Source organism: Flavobacterium sp. W21_SRS_FM6 (assembly GCF_052119645.1).
Lineage (GTDB): Bacteria > Pseudomonadota > Gammaproteobacteria > Enterobacterales > Alteromonadaceae > Paraglaciecola.
Genome location: NZ_JBGQOM010000007.1, coordinates 20930 through 38889, shown reverse-complemented (window position 1 = coordinate 38889; position 17960 = coordinate 20930). Strand labels below are relative to the sequence as shown.

The 17960-nt window shown below is 41.2% G+C and carries 22 protein-coding genes; 6 read left to right on the top strand and 16 right to left on the bottom strand.

The window, feature by feature from the left end:
• Positions 1-21: 21 nt before the first annotated feature.
• Together thpR and ACEN2L_RS12740 are read left to right on the top strand one after the other, a co-directional pair.
• Positions 22-564: an RNA 2',3'-cyclic phosphodiesterase gene (gene thpR, locus ACEN2L_RS12745; RefSeq protein ID WP_441744220.1), complete on the top strand. Its 543-nt coding sequence runs from the start codon at positions 22-24 to the stop codon at positions 562-564.
• 168 nt (positions 565-732) lie between these two features.
• Positions 733-2682 carry an alpha/beta hydrolase family protein gene (locus ACEN2L_RS12740; protein ID WP_441744218.1) on the top strand — a complete coding sequence of 650 codons (1950 nt, stop codon included), beginning with the start codon at positions 733-735 and terminating at the stop codon, positions 2680-2682.
• Between the two features lie 69 nt (positions 2683-2751).
• On the opposite strand, the gene ACEN2L_RS12735 is transcribed toward ACEN2L_RS12740, so the two are convergent.
• The 3 genes from ACEN2L_RS12735 to ACEN2L_RS12725 form a co-directional block, all read right to left on the bottom strand.
• Positions 2752-4359, bottom strand: coding sequence for a tryptophan halogenase family protein (locus tag ACEN2L_RS12735; RefSeq protein WP_441744216.1), 1608 nt, complete (start codon positions 4357-4359; stop codon positions 2752-2754).
• A 19-nt stretch (positions 4360-4378) separates the two neighbouring features.
• Positions 4379-5167: a hypothetical protein gene (locus ACEN2L_RS12730; protein ID WP_441744214.1), complete on the bottom strand. Its 789-nt coding sequence runs from the start codon at positions 5165-5167 to the stop codon at positions 4379-4381.
• 80 nt (positions 5168-5247) lie between these two features.
• Entirely contained in the window at positions 5248-8220 is a 2973-nt protein-coding gene (locus tag ACEN2L_RS12725) for a TonB-dependent receptor domain-containing protein (protein ID WP_441744212.1), read from the bottom strand.
• 326 nt (positions 8221-8546) lie between these two features.
• On the opposite strand from ACEN2L_RS12725, the gene purU reads away from it, so the two are divergent.
• Together purU and ACEN2L_RS12715 are read left to right on the top strand one after the other, a co-directional pair.
• Entirely contained in the window at positions 8547-9401 is an 855-nt protein-coding gene (purU, locus tag ACEN2L_RS12720; RefSeq protein WP_306024313.1) for a formyltetrahydrofolate deformylase, read from the top strand.
• Complete coding sequence (locus ACEN2L_RS12715) at positions 9401-10009, top strand: histidine phosphatase family protein (RefSeq protein WP_441744210.1); 609 nt, start codon at positions 9401-9403, stop codon at positions 10007-10009. The genes purU and ACEN2L_RS12715 overlap by 1 nt, the downstream gene beginning before the upstream one ends.
• Positions 10010-10035: 26 nt before the next feature.
• On the opposite strand, the gene ACEN2L_RS12710 is transcribed toward ACEN2L_RS12715, so the two are convergent.
• Positions 10036-10557, bottom strand: a complete 522-nt coding sequence (locus tag ACEN2L_RS12710; RefSeq protein WP_441744208.1) for a hypothetical protein — start codon at positions 10555-10557, stop codon at positions 10036-10038.
• Between the two features lie 249 nt (positions 10558-10806).
• Here ACEN2L_RS12710 and ACEN2L_RS12705 point away from each other — a divergent pair, with 249 nt between their 5' ends.
• The gene (locus tag ACEN2L_RS12705; protein WP_441744206.1) at positions 10807-11379 is read left to right on the top strand and encodes a paraquat-inducible protein A; all 573 of its coding nucleotides are present in this window, start codon (positions 10807-10809) and stop codon (positions 11377-11379) included.
• 5 nt (positions 11380-11384) lie between these two features.
• Here the strand turns inward: ACEN2L_RS12705 and ACEN2L_RS12700 are convergent, their stop codons facing one another.
• From ACEN2L_RS12700 to rpsJ, 12 genes are all read right to left on the bottom strand, one after another.
• Positions 11385-12026 (bottom strand): substrate-binding periplasmic protein, encoded by a 642-nt coding sequence (locus ACEN2L_RS12700; RefSeq protein WP_441744205.1) that lies wholly within the window; start codon positions 12024-12026, stop codon positions 11385-11387.
• A 366-nt stretch (positions 12027-12392) separates the two neighbouring features.
• Positions 12393-12647, bottom strand: a complete 255-nt coding sequence (gene rpsQ / locus ACEN2L_RS12695; protein ID WP_306024318.1) for a 30S ribosomal protein S17 — start codon at positions 12645-12647, stop codon at positions 12393-12395.
• Positions 12647-12838 carry a 50S ribosomal protein L29 gene (gene rpmC / locus ACEN2L_RS12690; RefSeq protein ID WP_306024319.1) on the bottom strand — a complete coding sequence of 64 codons (192 nt, stop codon included), beginning with the start codon at positions 12836-12838 and terminating at the stop codon, positions 12647-12649. Before rpmC ends, rpsQ begins: the two co-directional genes overlap by 1 nt.
• Positions 12838-13248, bottom strand: coding sequence for a 50S ribosomal protein L16 (gene rplP / locus ACEN2L_RS12685; protein ID WP_068376635.1), 411 nt, complete (start codon positions 13246-13248; stop codon positions 12838-12840). Before rplP ends, rpmC begins: the two co-directional genes overlap by 1 nt.
• Positions 13249-13253: 5 nt before the next feature.
• Positions 13254-13961: a 30S ribosomal protein S3 gene (rpsC, locus tag ACEN2L_RS12680; RefSeq protein ID WP_306024320.1), complete on the bottom strand. Its 708-nt coding sequence runs from the start codon at positions 13959-13961 to the stop codon at positions 13254-13256.
• A gap of 9 nt (positions 13962-13970) precedes the next feature.
• Positions 13971-14303: a 50S ribosomal protein L22 gene (gene rplV, locus ACEN2L_RS12675; protein WP_068376641.1), complete on the bottom strand. Its 333-nt coding sequence runs from the start codon at positions 14301-14303 to the stop codon at positions 13971-13973.
• 11 nt (positions 14304-14314) lie between these two features.
• Positions 14315-14590 (bottom strand): 30S ribosomal protein S19, encoded by a 276-nt coding sequence (gene rpsS / locus ACEN2L_RS12670; RefSeq protein ID WP_011573392.1) that lies wholly within the window; start codon positions 14588-14590, stop codon positions 14315-14317.
• 15 nt (positions 14591-14605) lie between these two features.
• Positions 14606-15430 (bottom strand): 50S ribosomal protein L2, encoded by an 825-nt coding sequence (rplB, locus tag ACEN2L_RS12665; RefSeq protein ID WP_306024321.1) that lies wholly within the window; start codon positions 15428-15430, stop codon positions 14606-14608.
• A gap of 14 nt (positions 15431-15444) precedes the next feature.
• A complete protein-coding gene (gene rplW / locus ACEN2L_RS12660) occupies positions 15445-15747 on the bottom strand; it encodes a 50S ribosomal protein L23 (RefSeq protein ID WP_306024322.1) in 303 nt (100 codons plus the stop codon).
• Complete coding sequence (rplD, locus tag ACEN2L_RS12655; RefSeq protein ID WP_306024323.1) at positions 15744-16349, bottom strand: 50S ribosomal protein L4; 606 nt, start codon at positions 16347-16349, stop codon at positions 15744-15746. Before rplD ends, rplW begins: the two co-directional genes overlap by 4 nt.
• 18 nt (positions 16350-16367) lie before the next feature.
• Positions 16368-17006 carry a 50S ribosomal protein L3 gene (gene rplC, locus ACEN2L_RS12650; RefSeq protein WP_306024324.1) on the bottom strand — a complete coding sequence of 213 codons (639 nt, stop codon included), beginning with the start codon at positions 17004-17006 and terminating at the stop codon, positions 16368-16370.
• 17 nt (positions 17007-17023) lie between these two features.
• The gene (gene rpsJ, locus ACEN2L_RS12645) at positions 17024-17335 is read right to left on the bottom strand and encodes a 30S ribosomal protein S10 (protein WP_008845776.1); all 312 of its coding nucleotides are present in this window, start codon (positions 17333-17335) and stop codon (positions 17024-17026) included.
• A 313-nt stretch (positions 17336-17648) separates the two neighbouring features.
• Between rpsJ and ACEN2L_RS12640 the strand changes: the two genes are divergently transcribed.
• Positions 17649-17921, top strand: a complete 273-nt coding sequence (locus ACEN2L_RS12640; protein ID WP_441744199.1) for a hypothetical protein — start codon at positions 17649-17651, stop codon at positions 17919-17921.
• Positions 17922-17960 lie beyond the last annotated feature (39 nt).

The following is a 17960-nucleotide window of genomic DNA, read 5'->3' as shown; positions in this document are numbered from 1 at the left end:
AACAAAATATTGGTAAACCGTATGCGTGCTTTTTTAGGACTTGAGCCTGATGTATCCACTAAACTTGCTATCGACAATTGGCGCACCACATCCCTTCCCCCCTATCCAACTGCAGTACCTGCCGCAAATTTCCACGTGACTTTAGCGTTTTTAGGCAACATCAACCTTGAACAACAAGACAAACTACAACAACAAATTGCGGTGATGGAAGATATTTCAGAATTTAGTGTGAATCTCGATATAGCAGGCTACTGGGCTAAACCCAAAGCCTTCTGGATAGGCTGCTCAAACCATGCTTCAGCGCATCTGCAATTAGTAAAAAAGCTCACTACTGCTGCCCACAGTGCCGATATTGCTACGCAAAAAAATGCTTATCAAGCCCATGTAACGCTAATCAGAAAATGTACTGAAAATCCCCCAGCACCACTGGTCACACCTAATTTTACGTGGCGTTCGCAAGCGTTTCACCTTTACGAATCACTTTCAACCGCCAAAGGCGTAGTGTATGCCATCAAACAGTCATGGCACTTAATGCCTGAATTGAAAGCCCGCAAACCAATATAGTTACCAATAAAAGCTGAAATATACATCCAATAGAAAGAGGTGGTATTAGTTGAAAGACCATTGAAACCTCAATAGAGCTCAATCAGTTTGTTTGTATTTGACAGTTAAATTATGCTGAGGCAGGATTCAATTAAGAAACGATTTTCTAACTAAACTAAAGGAATATAAATGAATAGGTTTTTGTTAACAGTGGGTCTTTTTATATTGGGGATGAAGATTCCAGTATATGGGAATGAACTTATCCCACTACAAGTTTTCACTAAGTTCCCACAGTTTCAGCAGTTAGTCATATCTCCCACAGGAGAGTACCTCGCAGCGGCAGTCACAAAAGAGGATAATACGCCTCTTGTCACTATTATTGATGTGAAAAATTTACAGCAACTTTCTGCTATCGAATTTAAGTTAGGTCAACTACCCTCTGAACTAACGTGGCTTAATAATGAACGTTTAGGGATTAGGATCAGTAAAAAAATTGGAGCCTTAGACCAACCTGTGGGAACAGCAGAGTACTACGTCATGAACGCCGACGGCACAGATAAAGAGGCTCTTTGGGGAATACTTGAAAAAAAACGTGGCCAACAAGGTCCAGCCAAGTATCGAACATTCATGCAAATATTACACTTGTTACCGGATGATCCTAAAACAATTTTAATTTCTGTCCAAGGAGGAAGTCGCGGTACAGCTTCTTTTACCGAGGCTTATGAACTTGATATTTATTCTGGTAATACTAAAAAAGTTGCCACAGCGCCAATCAGAGCAGCTTATTTGTTATCCGATCACAATAGAAATATTCGTTTTGCTATAGGGACAGATGAAGATGATGATAATAAACTAAAATCTTATTATCGTGACAGCAATGAAGATGAGTGGTACTTGTCAGGCACATATGCGGGTGATGAGGGCACTATAACACCTATAGCATTCACGCCCGACAATAAAGAAGTGTATGCATTGTCAAACCTTGATGCATCGACTATCGGATTGGTTAAGTTAAAGCCTAATTCTGATGAGCCTGAGCTGATATACCGTAACGAGAAAGTTGACCTTAGAGATGTTTTTTTAAGTCAAGACATGCAACTAGTTTCCGCCAAAATTTCACCTGATCGGACATACAATAAAACATTAACAGACCATAACTTGGCACAATGGCTAGATAAGCTACAGGCTACATTTCAGGACGATACGATCAACATCACTAGTGCAACGAAAGATGAAAGTAAATTGATTGTTTATGTTTCATCAGCTAAAGATCCTGGGGCATATTATTTGTTTAATACCCAATCCAAAGAGATGCAATTTTTGGTTAATTCATCGCCTGCAGTTAATCCAGATAAAATGTCCGAAGTGCAACCTTTTACCATTACATCTCGTGATGGGATTGAGCTGAGCGGCTATCTAACTTTACCTAACTCAAATCAGAAAAACTTACCTTTAGTGGTTTATCCGCATGGAGGTCCCCACGGACCAAGAGATTTTTGGACCTTTGATAGAGATGCGCAAATGCTTGCCAGCAGAGGATATGCAGTTCTCCAACTTAACTTTAGAGGCTCAGGTGGTTACGGCCGGGAGTTTGAATACTCTGGGTATCGTAAATGGGGCCTAGAAATGCAAGACGACTTAACTGATGCGACAAAATGGGCCATTGAGTCTGGTGTCGCTGATGCAGATAGAGTTTGTATATACGGTGCCTCTTATGGCGGCTATGCTACATTGATGGGCGTGGTTAAAGAGCCTGATTTATATAAATGCGCAATAGGCTATGTTGGAGTTTACAGCTTACCAATGATGTTTGAAGAAGGTGACATTCCATCATCTCAGTCAGGGATTAATTACTTAGAACAAGCCCTTGGGACGGACCAAGAAGATCTTAAAAAACGCTCACCCGCTTACAATGTAGATAAAATTAAAGCGGCTTTGTTTTTAGTTCATGGTGGGAAAGATGAACGAGTGCCTATTGAACAAGCAGAGTTTTTAATGAAACAGCTTGATAAAAGAAACTACCCATACGAATTACTCATTAAAGAAAAAGAAGGTCACGGTTTTTATAAAGAAGAACATCGATTAGAACTTTACGAAAAAATGCTACAATTTTTAGAAAAGCACATTGGCAAAGCCTAATGCTTAAATTAACGTTGCTACAGATATCAAAAAGCCAGCATTAAAGCTGGCTTAAAACAGTCTACTTATTCAAACCCACCCTTTCGGCCTCATAGCAGTCACATAATCATTCATGCCTACGGCTTGCTTTAACCACACTGCATGAGGCGGAAGCTTTTGTTTTGCCGCTGTAAGTCGCTGAAATATCGCCGGATGTAACTGCATAGGTGGACGAATTTTTCCATAGCGCTCGTCACACTCTTCCTCTAAAAATCCCATACCATATAAAATACACTCGTAACTTTGATGATTCCAAAGTGCAGCAGTGTCGACGGCTGGACGGTTTTCATCGCCAAGACCACTAAAGCCTGCGTCTTCAAAATCTGCTGCACTGGGTGTTTTGACTCGCCAATATGCTAACTTTTGTCTTAAACGAGGATTAATTCGCTCTGACTTTTGCACCTCTCGCCAAAATGCTGTGTCCGTGCGCTTAGTCAGGCAATAGTGCATATTGATAAAATCTAAAATTTCATAATACCTATTTGATAACACACGATTGTAGCGTTTTGCTAACTCTGACATATCATCGTCATTATACGGAAAGTGTTCGGCAAGCATAACTGCCCCTAAGTCACTTAAGTAAAGGCCTGTTGACTCTAAGGGTTCGATAAATCCACCAGACAAACCAATAGCAACACAATTACCTGACCAGTTCTGTTCGCGACGACCCACCTTAAAATTAACGATTCTTGAAGGTAAGTCTTCACAACCTGGCCCTTGGTAAACTCGCATTTCTTTCTCTGCGTCCGCTTCACTAATAAATGCACTAGAATGCACATAGCCTACTGAACGCTGACTCTTCATCGGAATGTCCCATATCCAACCATTAGAAAGCGCAGTTGCAGTGGTATAAGGCCTAATCATGCCTGGATAGAACTTATCATAAGGAACATGCATTGTAATTGCTCTGTCGCAAAGTAACCATTGCGAGCAATCTTCCCAACCTACTTTTAATTTTTCTTCTATCAACCGAGCTTTAAAACCGGTGCAATCAACAAATAAGTTAGCCTCTATTCTTTCGCCTTGGTCGGTAACTACTGCAGTAATTTTATCCGTTGCAGCCATCTCCACCTCAACCAAATTAGCAGATGTATGGAGAACTCCGCGAGCAACAGAAAAATCTCGCAAATAATCAGCAAATTTTTGAGCGTTCATGTGATAGGCATAACTCAATGGCTGTCCCATATCCCATGGACCCAACATTTTTGGCGCCAACCCCATCTCACAGATAAGCGGTTGGGTAGAACACGTTTCCATGAAAGGAATTTTACGATCACTTTGCAGCCACCTTTGACCTGAAAAATCAATAGGATGAATTTGCATTCGACTAAATGGATGATGATAAAAAGTATCATCGTTATTAACCCAATTAGCATATTTAATAGACTGTTTAAATGTAGCGTCAGTCGCCTTCATAAATTCAATTTCATCAACGCCTACAACCGCAAGCAAATGACGAATAGAGGGAATTGTGGCTTCACCAACGGAAATCCTTGGAATATCAGGCGATTCTAACAAACGAATTTGTACATTGTTTTGTTCGCCGCGCTGATTTAATGCACCATTTAAATAAGCCGCAGTCATCCAACCTGCTGAGCCCCCACCAACTATTAAAACTGTTTTTTTTGGATTTTTCATATTATTACCAGAAACTTAACTAAATATATCCAAGTAACCTACGTAAACCTGGAGCCGCATATTCAACGAGTTGTTTTTGCTCAAACGGCAGTTCGTCAGGCAACTCCATAATATTTCCAGACAAATTTTCACGAGCAGTGCCACTTTGTTCTCGATCAGAACCCAATTTGACTCTTTGTTGCCAGTCTTCAGGCAAGGTTTGGTAACCCAGTTGACCAATCAAATCAGCAAAAAATATTTGCGCTGCGGGTTTATCTATCGCTTTTAAATGCCTAATAACATCTTCATATTTGATGACTTTAACTCCGGTACCTAACCAAGCAACTGCGTTATGAGTAAATATTTCAGCAAGGGTCGGAGCTTTCTGGTAAATACCAAAAATCATCATATTCATCACTTCTTCTAATGACACTTTACCACTTTTTAAATGCTCTAAAGAGCCTTGGAATGTATCGGATAAGAAAAAGCGTGTTCTGGCTAAGACCCAAGAATAAGGATCCCTGACCAATACAATATGCTTAGCGGGTCTCAAAGCAATGGCTGAATCGTCAGAAAACAATAAATGCCCCCAACTTAACTTTGGGTTAGTGACACTAAAAGCCTGCACATTTTGTTTTAAAATTGGAATTTGCACAAAAGCATCGTGATATTGCTGTTCAACAGGCACAAACATACGCAATATATTTCTCACTAAATGGGTACCGCTCTTGGGGACTGAATTTAAAAAGATAGGTTGTGTTAGTGGCTCGTGAATAAATTGACTATTCAGCGAATTCAAATTGTCTTGTTTTATTACAACTCTGGGCATGAGACGTCTACTTATGTATTTGATGGTTAAAATACCATAAAAAAAGCCGACAAAAGTCGGCTTTTTAATGATGTTACATATTAGAACTTATAGGTTGCGTTCAAGAATACACGTCTACCTAACCAGTCATATTGGCTATAAAACGCGGAATTACCTTCGCTATTTACTTCACCCAGATTAAGTGTAGTAACACGTGGCGGAGTCGTATCAAACGCGTTGGCTACACCAACAATCGCAGAAATACCTTCGTCTTTCCAGTCGTATGCCAAAGAGAAGGTATGGTACATCACGCTATCACTGCGAAGTACAATATCAACGGGTAAGCCACGGTAGGTCGCATCATAAGAACCACGACGGTCAAAGTAACTTTGGTTGTTCGAAACCGCACCAATATAATTAACATTCCAATAAAACGCCCAATTATCTTTTGATAATGAAACGTTATAGGTAGCTACGTGCTTAGGCTCACCGAACTCACCGTTGGTATTGATAACAGTATCTTCAAATAACGCCTGCTCTGCATCAGTTTGAAAAGTATGTTGAGTATCAAAACGGATTTCACCTAACTCAGTGTCGACTTTATAAGACAAGGCAAAATCGAAACCTTTGTTGATTTGTGATGAAATATTAATAAAGCTGTCACGAACCTCTTCAACGCGCATATCGGTTGCGTCACGATCAAATTGAGAACACAAAGGATCAGTAGGGAAAAACTCAGAGTCATAACAACGACGAAGGATATTACTCGCACCTAACTGTGTTACTTCACCTAATATTTCAAAGTCAAAGTGGTCTAGAGACACACTCAGATCAGCAAAATCAGGTGTCCAAACTAGACCGATTGATTTTGATGTTGATGTTTCAGCACTCAATACTCCTGCACCTCCACCAGTTACAATTGTAGCACTGATTGAAGCCCCGCCGAAGTCAGCAGGAATACCATCGGCAGCACAGTTGTCTGCTGTTCTTTGCGTAATTGAATCGCTTGCTAGGTTGTTACCCCAGTTGATACATGGGTCAATTGATCGCTGACCACTAAAACTAGTTTGGTCGGCTAGATATAATTCGAACAACGCAGGTGAACGGAACGAGGTACCTTTAGAGGCACGGACACGCCAATTCTCAGTTAAAGACCAGTTAATACCGACCTTGTAAGTTGAATCATCACCAAATGAATCTACATCGGTGTAGCGACCTGACAATTCTAATTCAACATTTTGAGCCAGAAACATGTCTTGTACGACGGGGATCTTAAATTCAGCAAAAATGGCTTTAGTTGTATCTTTACCCGCGGTAACACCCGCGGCAGAAGAACCCCAAACGTTACGTGCTAACACATTTTCTCCAGGAGTATCTTCGATTTCGTCCTTTTGATAGCTAGCGCCAAATACCGCACCAACAGGCCCAGCAGGTAAATCAAAAATATCTCCAGAAATAAAGGCTTCTAAAGTGCTTTGTTTGTAGATTGTGTTCCCTACGTCATGACCAAAGATAAAGTCACGTACTTCATCTGAGACATTTCCAGCTAGGAACTGTGGATCTAACCAAGGTATATCGACACAAGACACACCTCGAACAGATGAAGTAGTACCTGCACATGAGCCGTTTAACCAATTTTGATCTTCGACGGAGTCTTTATAAATAATATCGTTTCTGTATTCACCTTCAGAGCGGCTATTTTGATAAGAAACGTCATAATACCAATCACCAATATCACCAGTTAGGCCAACAACAAAACGAGCGTAATCAACGGTTTGACCAGAATCAGAGTGGTCTGTAATCGCTGTTGGACTAAGCCATTGTGCGCCGGTCCAGCCTTCACTTAAGCTATTGCCACCAAAAAAGGTTTCGTTATAGATATAGCTCCAAAATTGACGATAACCATTAGCTTCAGATTTACGACGGTTAAGTAAGAACTCACCATAAGCCATCATGTTGTCTGTAAGCTCGTAGTCAGCTTGTGCAAAAAATGATACTGTTTCGATTTGAGGAATTAAAGAAGCACCATCTTGAAAAGGATGATCAGCATTAGTTACACTGTCAGAACGTCTGTCGTAGTTAACTAAATACCAGCCCTCAGGGGCATTAAAATAATCTGGGTTATTTGCGTTGGAAGCAAGTCCAGGAATGTAATTACCTAAGTTTCCGTCATAGTCGAATTGTGCTTTAGCGCCTGGAAGTACGTTTCCACCTTCATCTTGGTAATCATATAGCCACACATGGCCCCAGAGTAAGTCGTTACACCATGCTTTTTCAGTTCTTGGATCGATTACATCTGCTCTAGCGCCAGTGGTTTTATCAAAAACATATTGCTCACCACAATTGAAAGAATCTCTGTCACCCTTTTGTAATTCTGAGCGCTTTTGATAATCAGCCGTGACTCGGAAAGAACCTTTTGAAAATGTGCTTCCATAGGTACCGTTAATTCTGAAAACTTCACCGCCACTTTCAGTAGGTTGCGACAAAGAAACATCGATATCTCCACCGTCACCTTTTTTTGTAATAATGTTAACCACGCCAGCAACTGCATCGGAACCATAGACCGAAGATGCGCCATCTTTTAATATTTCAACACGCTCAACGATAGATAATGGTAAAACGTTAAAATCAAAAGAAGATACGCCACCACGAGTTCCAGCTGGGCCTGCACGACGGCCGTTTAATAATGTTAACGTGCGGTTAGCGCCTAGCCCTCGTAGAGATAATGTTTCTGAACCTCCACCACCATTTTGTACAAACGCAGTAGAAGATGCAGCTGTAACTTGAGCAGAACCTGACGCTACTGTTGAACTTCTCAATAGTGCGCCAATGTCGCCTAAACCTTGATTAATAGCTGAATCAGCAAGAATAATGTCAACAGGACGAGCTTCATCAAAACCACCGGAGCGTATTCTCGAACCGGTAATAACGATTTTTTCTTCTTGTTTGGCTTCTAACTCTTCAGTGACGTCAGTTTCTTGAGCAAAAGCGCCAAAAGCGTTTGCCGCCAAAGCAAAACCAATGGCATGAGCCAGAGGTCTCTTTCTGATAGTGTTTATTGTTGATTTTTTCATCTGTGTTCCCATATGGTAGAAATACCGGTGGTTAGTGGGTCTTTAACTATAGTTTTAAAAAAATAGACCGTTCAGTCCCATCTTATCAACTAATCACAAATTTTTACAAATAGCTTTGACCTAAAAACCAACATTTTTCACAATATTGCGAGTCTTAGGTAAGTAAAACAACCTATCCATTTTAAACTTCTATTTTATAGACAAAAAAAGAATGATATGAATTTAATGATATCCGACAAAATACTTATGGAATATTTGAATTAGTTCTTTCACCCCAGCAGTGTGGCAAGACACTATTGTAGATTAAAGCTTTTTTGGGAATAAAAATGCAGCAAACCTTTAGATTAGTCATCGATTGTCCTGATCAAGTTGGCTTAGTAGCGAACGTGAGTCAGTTTTTAGCTTCACACAATGCCACGATTGTGGAAGCCAATCACCATACGGACTTACAAACTGGACGCTTTTTTATGCGTCATGAAATTCGTGCTGATTCTGTCAGTATGAGTATTGAAAAAATAAAGCTGGCTTTTGCGCCAATTGCTGAACAATTTTCAATGAATTGGAAATTAAGCGATTCGATGCAAAAACAAAAAGTGGTTATGTTAGCTAGCCATGAATCACATTGTTTGATGGATATATTACACCGCTGGCATAGCGGTGAGTTGTATTGCGATATACCCTGCATCATCGCGAATCACCCTCAAATGAAACAATTTGCCGATTGGCATAACATTCCTTTTCATTGGGTTGATTTTAAAGACCAATCCAAAGAGCAAGCCTTTGCCGAGATTGAAAGATTAATTGTTGCTTATCAGGCTGACTTAACGGTATTAGCCCGATTTATGCAGATCATTCCCGATCATCTTTGCCAAAAGTTAGCTGGTAAAGCAATTAATATTCATCATAGCTTTTTACCCTCATTTGCGGGAGCCAAGCCTTACCAACAAGCTTATGACCGGGGGGTAAAACTGATTGGTGCAACATGCCATTATGTGACTAGCGATCTCGATGAAGGACCAATTATTGAGCAAGAAGTGATGCGAATTAGCCACAGCGATAGTTCAGCTGATATGGTTAGAAAAGGCAAAAATTGTGAAAAAACGGCCTTAGCTAATGGTCTTCGTTATCATCTAGAAGACCGTGTTATCATTCACAAACACAAAACAGTTGTGTTTGCTTAATGTCCTTATTTTTAATTCGTCACGGTGAAACAAACAGTAACCGTGACAAAATTATCCAAACGCCTGACACAGAACTGTCAGATCTGGGACATCAACAGGCTTATAAATTAGCCCAGCGCTTTAATATGAATGACGTTGAACATATCTTGTGTAGCGATTACTTGCGCACTAAGCAAACGGCTTCTCCCTTGATTGAGGCGCTAGGTTGCAAGATAAGTTACAGTTCTCTACTACGAGAGCGAAACTTTGGTGATATTAGAGGCTTATCTTACGATGAGGTTGGTCATGATTTTCATCAAACTGACTATCGACCGGTAAATGGGGAAAGTATCGAGCAGTTCAGCGAACGCACTGCTCAAGCTTGGCATTATATTTGTGAGCAAAGTCTTAACGCTAAGGGGCATATTCTGGTTATAACCCACGGTCTGGTGCTTAGAGAACTCGTTAAACATCAACTCAACTTAACATTGCATCCCAATTGGCGTATGGCTGAATACCCCAATACCAGTGTAATTGAAGTTGATCTAAAGGATTTAAAAACCGTTTATTTACTCTGTGATACCGAGCATTTGGATTATGAAGAGATAAATCAAGGGGGAGTCGTTTAAATGCCTAAGTAAACACTTCACTCCGACTAAAAAGACCCATTATAAGACAAAGTGAGCTTGTTATCAGCGAGTCCTCTTTCAAACCAGCTTCCGTACGACTGATTTGTCTGCCACTTTTTACTAGATACCATCAATTCCCAATAGTGGCCTTCTTCTATTCCGTGAATACGAGATGAAGCAAGCCATTCCTGACTACTAGGTAAATCAAATTCGAGCCCTTGGGTTGTTTTAAATTTAACGTCAGACTGGCTGACCATACCAAAGCCAAGGCTCAGTCGTTCAGATACTTGATAACGTGGCACTAAAGAAAGTTCGTAGACTGATACTTTTTGGCTAAATACGCCCCACTGAAGTTGACCTTTCGAATATCCGAGAGACGTTTCAATAGAAAATTGCGCATTAATAGGCTGAGTGATGCGCATTTGGTAATCACGGTGTTTGCAGCCTGAAAACTTTAAGCCATCTGAGGCTACATCGAACATGGTATCCTCAGGCAAGGCGTCCACAACCCACTTAACCGAACGGGTAAGCAATGAATTCTCAGCCAAGCATGAAAAACTCGATATGAAAATAATTGTAAACAGAATACTTTTCACTGAAATGACCACAGAAAACACCATAACGGTAGTGTAGCTGTTGTAGAATTTTTAAACGTATTTCCGATGGCCAATAGGTATTTGATAAAATACCTTTATTTAATAAATGGTGACAAATGATTATTTATTACATTTTTATGCTGCAATTCACAAATTAAGCCTTTAATCTGTCAAGCAAATACACACCTTACTCTCCACTGCATGTATAAAAAACACTTAGGTTTGGCCCTCAATCTATTGTCATTAGGGCTCTTTTTCCCCGGTATATTACTCACTATGTTTATGCTTGATATGAGCATGCTTGTTGATCTCAGCGGTTCTAGTTTGTCTTCAGCCCTCGTGAATAAAGAGTTATCAATCATAGATACTATTCAAGAATTGTGGCAAGACGATAGAATACTCGTGGCTAGTCTAATTTTTATGTTTACGATCTGTATTCCGCTCTTAAAGACCATGGTGATGACTGTGGCTTATTTTACTAAAAACCTGATTATGGAACGTCGTTTAGTTAAATTTGTTAGTAACATCAGTAAATGGTCAATGGCTGACGTCTTCGTAGTGGCAGTTTTTTTAGCTATTTTGTCTACTAACCATGCAGACACCGTGAATACCCAACAACTTTCAATATTTGGCTTTAAAATAGTATTTGAAGTCAGTACACAAACATTTTCAGCCGCTGGAGAAGGTTTCTATTATTTCACAGCCTACTGTTTTTTATCCATGTTGGGGACCCAATTTGCGTCGTCCTATATTCAAAGCAAACAGTGTAGATAGCGCTTTTATTCATAAGAGCTAAGTCTGTCTTGGTGATTTGTGTAATGCAGCAGAATTCTTTGAATCTCGCCGTTTTGCTTTAAGGAATTTATCGCCTTATTTATATCAGGGACTAAATGACTGTATTCGGCCCTTAATCTCATCACCATATACCCCTGAGTATGAATACTTCCTAAACTGATAGGCACATGATGTTTAGCCGACCAATACCTAGCGGCGAATTGTTCCATAATCGCAACGTCGTAACGTTTTTTCGCCAAGCCTAAAATGACTTCACTTTCAGAACGAAAATCTACCCGTTTAAAATGCTCATCATCATAATAGTAATAACCTGAAACCGTGCCGACGGGTTTACCATAAGCAGAAGAAGCCTGTAAATACGACTTAGCATGTACGGGTAAACTGATAAAATATTCACTGATTTGAAACAAGGCATCACTAAAAACAAATCGCTCCTTATCATCGGGAGATAACCAATCAGGATTTACAAAATCAAAGTCTAGTTCATCAGCATATAAGGCCTTCACGGCGCGCTTGGTCGGCAGGTAAGAGTAGACAAAATTAATTTTTGCTCGCTGAAACAACAGAGGAGTGAGTTCGATAAAGATGCCTGGATTGTTCGGATCGTCAGTAATATCAAATGGCACCCAGGTGCCCTCTATATCACGGTTTCCTCTTAACGTTTGAGTTTGCTTTGCATGACAAAAAGGAGTGAGAAAAATTATAATCAAACACAGCCTTAGTAAGATATTTTTGACCTTTAGGGCTTGAGCCAGGTTTATTTTATTTTGAGATTGACACAAATATAGACTAGAAATAAATGTCTCTTCTGAATAACAATTTCATCGAAAAGTAACAGAAATTAGGACGCTTGCACAAGAGAAAATTTTTCAAGCAATCAGCAAGACAGGTAGGGATTGATAGGCATTTAAATCAGCCACAGTGGAAACAACGACGCAAACAAAAAGGCACAGTTCTCACGAACTGTGCCTTTTAGCATTCAAAACTATCGCTTATTGAGCTTTAGTTACGATTTCTACCAATGTCCAATTTTTGGATTTAGACAAAGGGCGGCATTCACGTACTGTGACTACGTCGCCTTCGCTACATTGATTAGTTTCATCGTGAGCGTGTAGCTTAGTAGTACGCTTAATGAACTTCCCATAAATAGGGTGTTTTACTTTACGTTCTACTGCAACAGTAATGGTTTTATCCATTTTGTTGCTAACCACACGACCTTGTACTGTACGAATAGTTTGTTCAGTCATTACGCATCAGCCTTTTCAGTCAGAATGGTTTTAACACGCGCAATATTACGACGCACTTTACGAAGACCATCAGTTTTTTCAAGCTGACCAGTACTCGCTTGCATACGCAAGTTGAATTGTTCACGTAATAAACTTAAAAGTTCTGTGTTCAATTCTTCAACGCTTTTTTCTTTCAGTTCTGTCGCTTTCATTACATCACCGTCCGAGTTACAAAGGTGGTTTTAAACGGCAGTTTCGCAGCTGCCAATTCAAATGCTTCGCGAGCTAATGCTTCTGGAACACCGTCCATTTCATATAACACACGACCAGGTTGAATTTGGCATACCCAGTACTCAACGCTACCTTTACCTTTACCTTGACGCACTTCGAGAGGCTTCTGAGTAATTGGTTTGTCAGGGAAAACCCGGATCCAGATTTTACCTTGACGTTTAACAGCACGAGTCATGGCACGACGAGCCGATTCGATTTGGCGAGCAGTCATACGACCACGGCCAACTGCTTTAAGAGCGTAAGTACCAAAACTTACGTTGCAACCAGTGGCTAAACCACGGTTACGACCCTTATGCATTTTACGGAACTTCATACGTTTAGGTTGTAACATAATTATTAGCCCTCACGCTTAGCAGTACGAGGCTTCTTCTTAGGTGCAGGGGCAGCAGCTGGCTGCTCATGAGTAAGAGGCATTCCGCCTAAAACTTCACCTTTAAAGATCCATACTTTTACGCCAATGATACCGTAAGTAGTTAAAGCTTCTGACGTTGCATAGTCGATGTCGGCACGGAAAGTGTGTAATGGTACACGACCTTCACGATACCATTCAGTACGTGCAATTTCAGCGCCGCCTAGACGACCGCTTACTTCAACTTTAATACCTTTGGCTCCAATTCGCATTGCGTTTTGAACCGCGCGCTTCATAGCACGACGGAACATAACACGGCGTTCTAACTGGCTTGCGATGCTATCAGCAACCAATTGGCCATCTAGTTCTGGCTTACGCACTTCAGCGATGTTGATCTGAGCTGGCACACCGGCTAACTTAGAAACATGCTTGCGGATCTTCTCAACGTCTTCACCTTTTTTACCGATAACTACACCTGGACGAGCAGTGTGAATAGTCACACGGATCGCTTTTGCAGGACGCTCGATAATGATTTTAGACAAAGAAGCCGCTTTAAGCGCTTTAGTCAGATACTGACGTACCTGATGGTCGTTAAAAAGGTTATTTGCATAATCTGCAGTATTCGCGTACCAGGTAGATGTCCATGGTTTGCTGATACCCAGGCGTATACCTGTAGGATGTACCTTCTGTCCCATTATCTTCTCCTAGTTATCAGACACAACAACAGTGATGTGACTGCTACGCTTAAATATACGATCAGCACGGCCTTTGGCTCTTGGCTTAATACGCTTCATAGTTGGACCTTCGTCAACGAAGATTTGTGAGACAGTCAATTCATCGATGTCTGCACCTTCGTTATGTTCGGCGTTCGCAATCGCTGATTCTAATACTTTTTTGATTAGATCGGCGCCTTTCTTCGGACTATAAGTCAAAAGTTCTAGTGCCTTTTCAACGTGTAAACCACGAATTTGATCTGCTACCAAGCGTGCTTTCTGAGCCGAAGTACGGGCATGACAATGTTTAGCTAAAGCTTGCATTTTTATCTCCCTTATCTCTTGGCTTTCTTATCCGCGACATGGCCGCGGTAAGTACGCGTTGGCGCAAATTCGCCCAACTTATGGCCGACCATTTCGTCAGAGACGAATACTGGAACATGTTGGCGACCGTTATGGACCGCAATGGTCAACCCAATCATATCTGGGATGATCATAGAACGACGAGACCAAGTTTTGATTGGCTTCTTGTCGTTCTTTTCCACTGCAGCCTCAACCTTCTTCAACAAGTGTAGGTCTATAAAAGGACCCTTCTTGAGAGAACGTGGCATGGTGAATCCTCGCTATTACTTATTACGACGACGTACGATAAGTTTATCGGTACGCTTGTTACTACGTGTTTTCTTACCCTTAGTAGGAATACCCCAAGGTGTAACAGGATGACGGCCACCAGAGGTACGACCTTCACCACCACCATGTGGGTGATCTACAGGGTTCATGGCAACACCGCGCACTGTTGGGCGAACACCGCGCCAACGAGTTGCACCAGCTTTACCAAGTGAACGTAGCATATGTTCTGCATTACCGATTTCACCTACGGTGGCACGGCAATCTGCCAATACTCGACGAACTTCACCAGAACGTAAACGAAGAGTTATATAACCTTCGGCACGAGCTAGAATTTGCGCGTAAGTACCTGCTGAACGAGCAATTTGTGCGCCTTTACCCGGCTTCATTTCAATGGCATGTACCGTAGTACCCACTGGCATGTTGCGCATTGGTAAAGTATTACCAGCTTTTATCGCTGCATCCGGACCAGATTGAATCTGATCACCGGCTTTTAAGCCTTTAGACGCTAGGATGTAACGACGCTCACCATCTGCATAAAGCACAAGTGCAATATTAGCAGAACGGTTAGGATCGTATTCTAAACGCTCAACAACAGCAGGAATGCCGTCTTTGTTACGTTTAAAATCGATTAGACGGTAATGCTGCTTGTGACCACCACCAATGTGACGCACGGTAATGCGACCATTGTTGTTACGACCACCAGACTTGCTATTCTTTTCTAATAAAGGTGCATGAGGTGCGCCTTTATGTAAATCAGGGTTGGTTACCTGAACTACGTGACGACGACCAGGAGAAGTCGGTTTAGCTTTCAATAATGGCATATCTAATCCCCTTCTTACTCTGCGCCGCCAGTGAAGTCGATGTCTTGACCTTCTTTAAGCACGACGTAGGCTTTTTTCCAGTCTTTACGCTTACCAAAAGATGCACCGTGACGTTTAGTTTTTCCCTTAACGTTTAAGGTACGAACAGAGGCGACTTCAACTTCAAACATTTTTTCAACTGCTTGCTTGATTTCTTCTTTGTTCGAATCTTTGGCTACTTTAAGTACAACAGTGTTGTTCTTTTCAGCAGCTAGCGTAGCTTTTTCAGAAACATGTGGTGCTAATAACACCTTAAGTAGACGCTCTTCATTGATCATGCTAACGCCTCCTCTAATTGCTTCACTGCAGCTGCAGTCATCAATACTTTCTCAAATGCAATAAGACTTACTGGGTCAATGCCCTGAACATCACGTACGTCAACTTTATATAAGTTGCGAGCAGACAAGAATAAATTCTCATCAACTTCTGATGTCACAATAAGCACATCTTTAAGTTCAAGAGCAGCTAATTTAGAAAGTAATTCTTTCGTCTTAGGGCTCTCAACTGAAAACTGTTCGACCACGATTAAACGGTCTTGACGTACCAATTCAGACAAGATGCTTTGAATCGCACCACGGTACATCTTCTTGTTAACTTTTTGGCTATGATCTTGTGGCTTGGCAGCAAAAGCTACACCACCTGAACGCCAAATTGGGCTACGGATTGTACCAGCACGGGCACGACCAGAACCTTTTTGTTTCCAAGGTTTTTTTCCACCACCGCGAACTTCAGAGCGTGTTTTTTGTGCTTTAGTACCCTGACGGGCGCCTGCACCGAATGCAACTACTACTTGATGTACTAGTGCTTCGTTAAATTCACGTCCAAAGGTTGCTTCGGATACTTCAAGAGCGCTTTGCGCATCTTTCAATACTAATTCCATCACTTAACTCCCCAGACGTTACGCTTTAACTGCAGCTTTAATGATGACATCGCCACCCGGAGCTCCAGGAACGTTACCTTTCACTAATAAAAGGTTGTTCTCTAGATCAACACGTACTACATCCAAAGACTGAACGGTGATGCGCTTGTTACCAAGCTGACCAGCCATTTTTTTGCCTTTGAAAACTTTACCTGGACTTTGGTTTTGACCAATTGAACCAGGTGCACGGTGAGACAAAGAGTTACCGTGTGAGTTACGTTGATGACTGAAATTCCAGCGTTTAATAACACCAGCAAAACCTTTACCTTTTGAGGTACCCGCTACGTCAACTAATTTAGTTTCAGCAAACATTTCAACAGTTAATTCACTGCCTACTTCAATGCCTTCGCCTTCATTAGCGTCTAAACGGAATTCCCACAAACCGCGACCAGCATCAACACCTGCTTTAGCAAAATGACCTGCTTGAGCTTTGTTAACGCGGCTAGCTTTTTTATCGCCAGCAGTTACTTGTAGCGCTTTATAACCGTCTGTTTCTTCAGTACGTAACTGAGTCACACGATTAGGAGTTGCTTCAATAACAGTCACAGGGATTGAAACGCCATCTTCAGTGAAGATGCGAGTCATACCTACTTTACGACCGATAAGACCAATCGCCATGTTAAAACCCTCTCTTGTTAGCCCAGGCTGATTTGAACATCAACACCAGCAGCCAAGTCCAATCTCATTAAAGCATCTACTGTTTTATCAGTAGGCTCAATGATATCTACCAAACGCTTGTGTGTGCGGATTTCATACTGATCACGTGCATCTTTATTTACGTGAGGAGAAACCAACACTGTGTAGCGCTCTTTACGAGTAGGTAGTGGAATAGGTCCGCTAACCTGAGCACCTGTACGCTTCGCAGTTTCAACGATTTCAGCCGTAGACTGATCGATCAATTTATGATCAAACGCTTTCAAACGAATACGAATTCTTTGATTTGGCATCGATTAAGCTCCAATCGAAAGAACAAAAAAAATCATCCTCAACCACCTAAATCCGGGTGGGGGGATGTGTGTGTTTACCGCTAACCCCCAATTGGGGTCTTGTAGTTAAGATTGCCTTTGTAGCCGAAGCTCTAAGTCAAAATCACTGTTCATCAGAACAAGTGGGCGCGAATTATACATGCGCTGATTTATTATGCAATACCCATTTACAAAAATTGTAGTAATGATTGTGGCTATGATTCAGATCAAACTCTTCACCAAGATACTTACCTACAATGAGAACTTAAAGCAGGGGCTTTATGGTGGAGAAATAATGAAAAATAAGCGTCTATTGTTATTATTAAAAATCTGCATGTTTACAGGAATGGGTTTAATTACTCTAGGTCTGTATTTTCATTTATTCAACGACACTATCGAAACCATGGGGATCCGAGGAATTCTCATCAGTGCAGCATGTGTCGCTGTGGGCATGATATTATCAATACCCACTAAAATGGTTCTGACCTTTATATTAGTCAATCGCGAAATTAAGCACGATTTAAAAGTCAAACAACTTCGCTCTGAACGGCAACGCACAAAAGCTTAATGCAAAGTTGCAGGTCTCTGCACTCTGGTACTTGCCACA

What these genes read in the sequence shown, in the direction of transcription:
- ACEN2L_RS12735 (WP_441744216.1), bottom strand. Translation starts at nt 4,359, where the DNA reads ATGAAAAATCCAAAAAAAACAGTTTTAATAGTTGGTGGGGGCTCAGCA.
- ACEN2L_RS12725 (WP_441744212.1), bottom strand. Translation starts at nt 8,220, where the DNA reads ATGAAAAAATCAACAATAAACACTATCAGAAAGAGACCTCTGGCTCAT.
- rpsQ (WP_306024318.1), bottom strand. Translation starts at nt 12,647, where the DNA reads ATGACTGAACAAACTATTCGTACAGTACAAGGTCGTGTGGTTAGCAAC.
- purU (WP_306024313.1), top strand. Translation starts at nt 8,547, where the DNA reads ATGCAGCAAACCTTTAGATTAGTCATCGATTGTCCTGATCAAGTTGGC.
- ACEN2L_RS12640 (WP_441744199.1), top strand. Translation starts at nt 17,649, where the DNA reads ATGAAAAATAAGCGTCTATTGTTATTATTAAAAATCTGCATGTTTACA.
- thpR (WP_441744220.1), top strand. Translation starts at nt 22, where the DNA reads ATGCGTGCTTTTTTAGGACTTGAGCCTGATGTATCCACTAAACTTGCT.
- rplC (WP_306024324.1), bottom strand. Translation starts at nt 17,006, where the DNA reads ATGGCGATTGGTCTTATCGGTCGTAAAGTAGGTATGACTCGCATCTTC.
- rpsC (WP_306024320.1), bottom strand. Translation starts at nt 13,961, where the DNA reads ATGGGACAGAAGGTACATCCTACAGGTATACGCCTGGGTATCAGCAAA.
- rpmC (WP_306024319.1), bottom strand. Translation starts at nt 12,838, where the DNA reads ATGAAAGCGACAGAACTGAAAGAAAAAAGCGTTGAAGAATTGAACACA.
- rpsJ (WP_008845776.1), bottom strand. Translation starts at nt 17,335, where the DNA reads ATGCCAAATCAAAGAATTCGTATTCGTTTGAAAGCGTTTGATCATAAA.
- rplB (WP_306024321.1), bottom strand. Translation starts at nt 15,430, where the DNA reads ATGCCATTATTGAAAGCTAAACCGACTTCTCCTGGTCGTCGTCACGTA.
- ACEN2L_RS12740 (WP_441744218.1), top strand. Translation starts at nt 733, where the DNA reads ATGAATAGGTTTTTGTTAACAGTGGGTCTTTTTATATTGGGGATGAAG.
- ACEN2L_RS12705 (WP_441744206.1), top strand. Translation starts at nt 10,807, where the DNA reads ATGTATAAAAAACACTTAGGTTTGGCCCTCAATCTATTGTCATTAGGG.
- ACEN2L_RS12730 (WP_441744214.1), bottom strand. Translation starts at nt 5,167, where the DNA reads ATGCCCAGAGTTGTAATAAAACAAGACAATTTGAATTCGCTGAATAGT.
- rplW (WP_306024322.1), bottom strand. Translation starts at nt 15,747, where the DNA reads ATGATCAATGAAGAGCGTCTACTTAAGGTGTTATTAGCACCACATGTT.
- rpsS (WP_011573392.1), bottom strand. Translation starts at nt 14,590, where the DNA reads ATGCCACGTTCTCTCAAGAAGGGTCCTTTTATAGACCTACACTTGTTG.
- ACEN2L_RS12715 (WP_441744210.1), top strand. Translation starts at nt 9,401, where the DNA reads ATGTCCTTATTTTTAATTCGTCACGGTGAAACAAACAGTAACCGTGAC.
- rplD (WP_306024323.1), bottom strand. Translation starts at nt 16,349, where the DNA reads ATGGAATTAGTATTGAAAGATGCGCAAAGCGCTCTTGAAGTATCCGAA.
- rplP (WP_068376635.1), bottom strand. Translation starts at nt 13,248, where the DNA reads ATGTTACAACCTAAACGTATGAAGTTCCGTAAAATGCATAAGGGTCGT.
- rplV (WP_068376641.1), bottom strand. Translation starts at nt 14,303, where the DNA reads ATGCAAGCTTTAGCTAAACATTGTCATGCCCGTACTTCGGCTCAGAAA.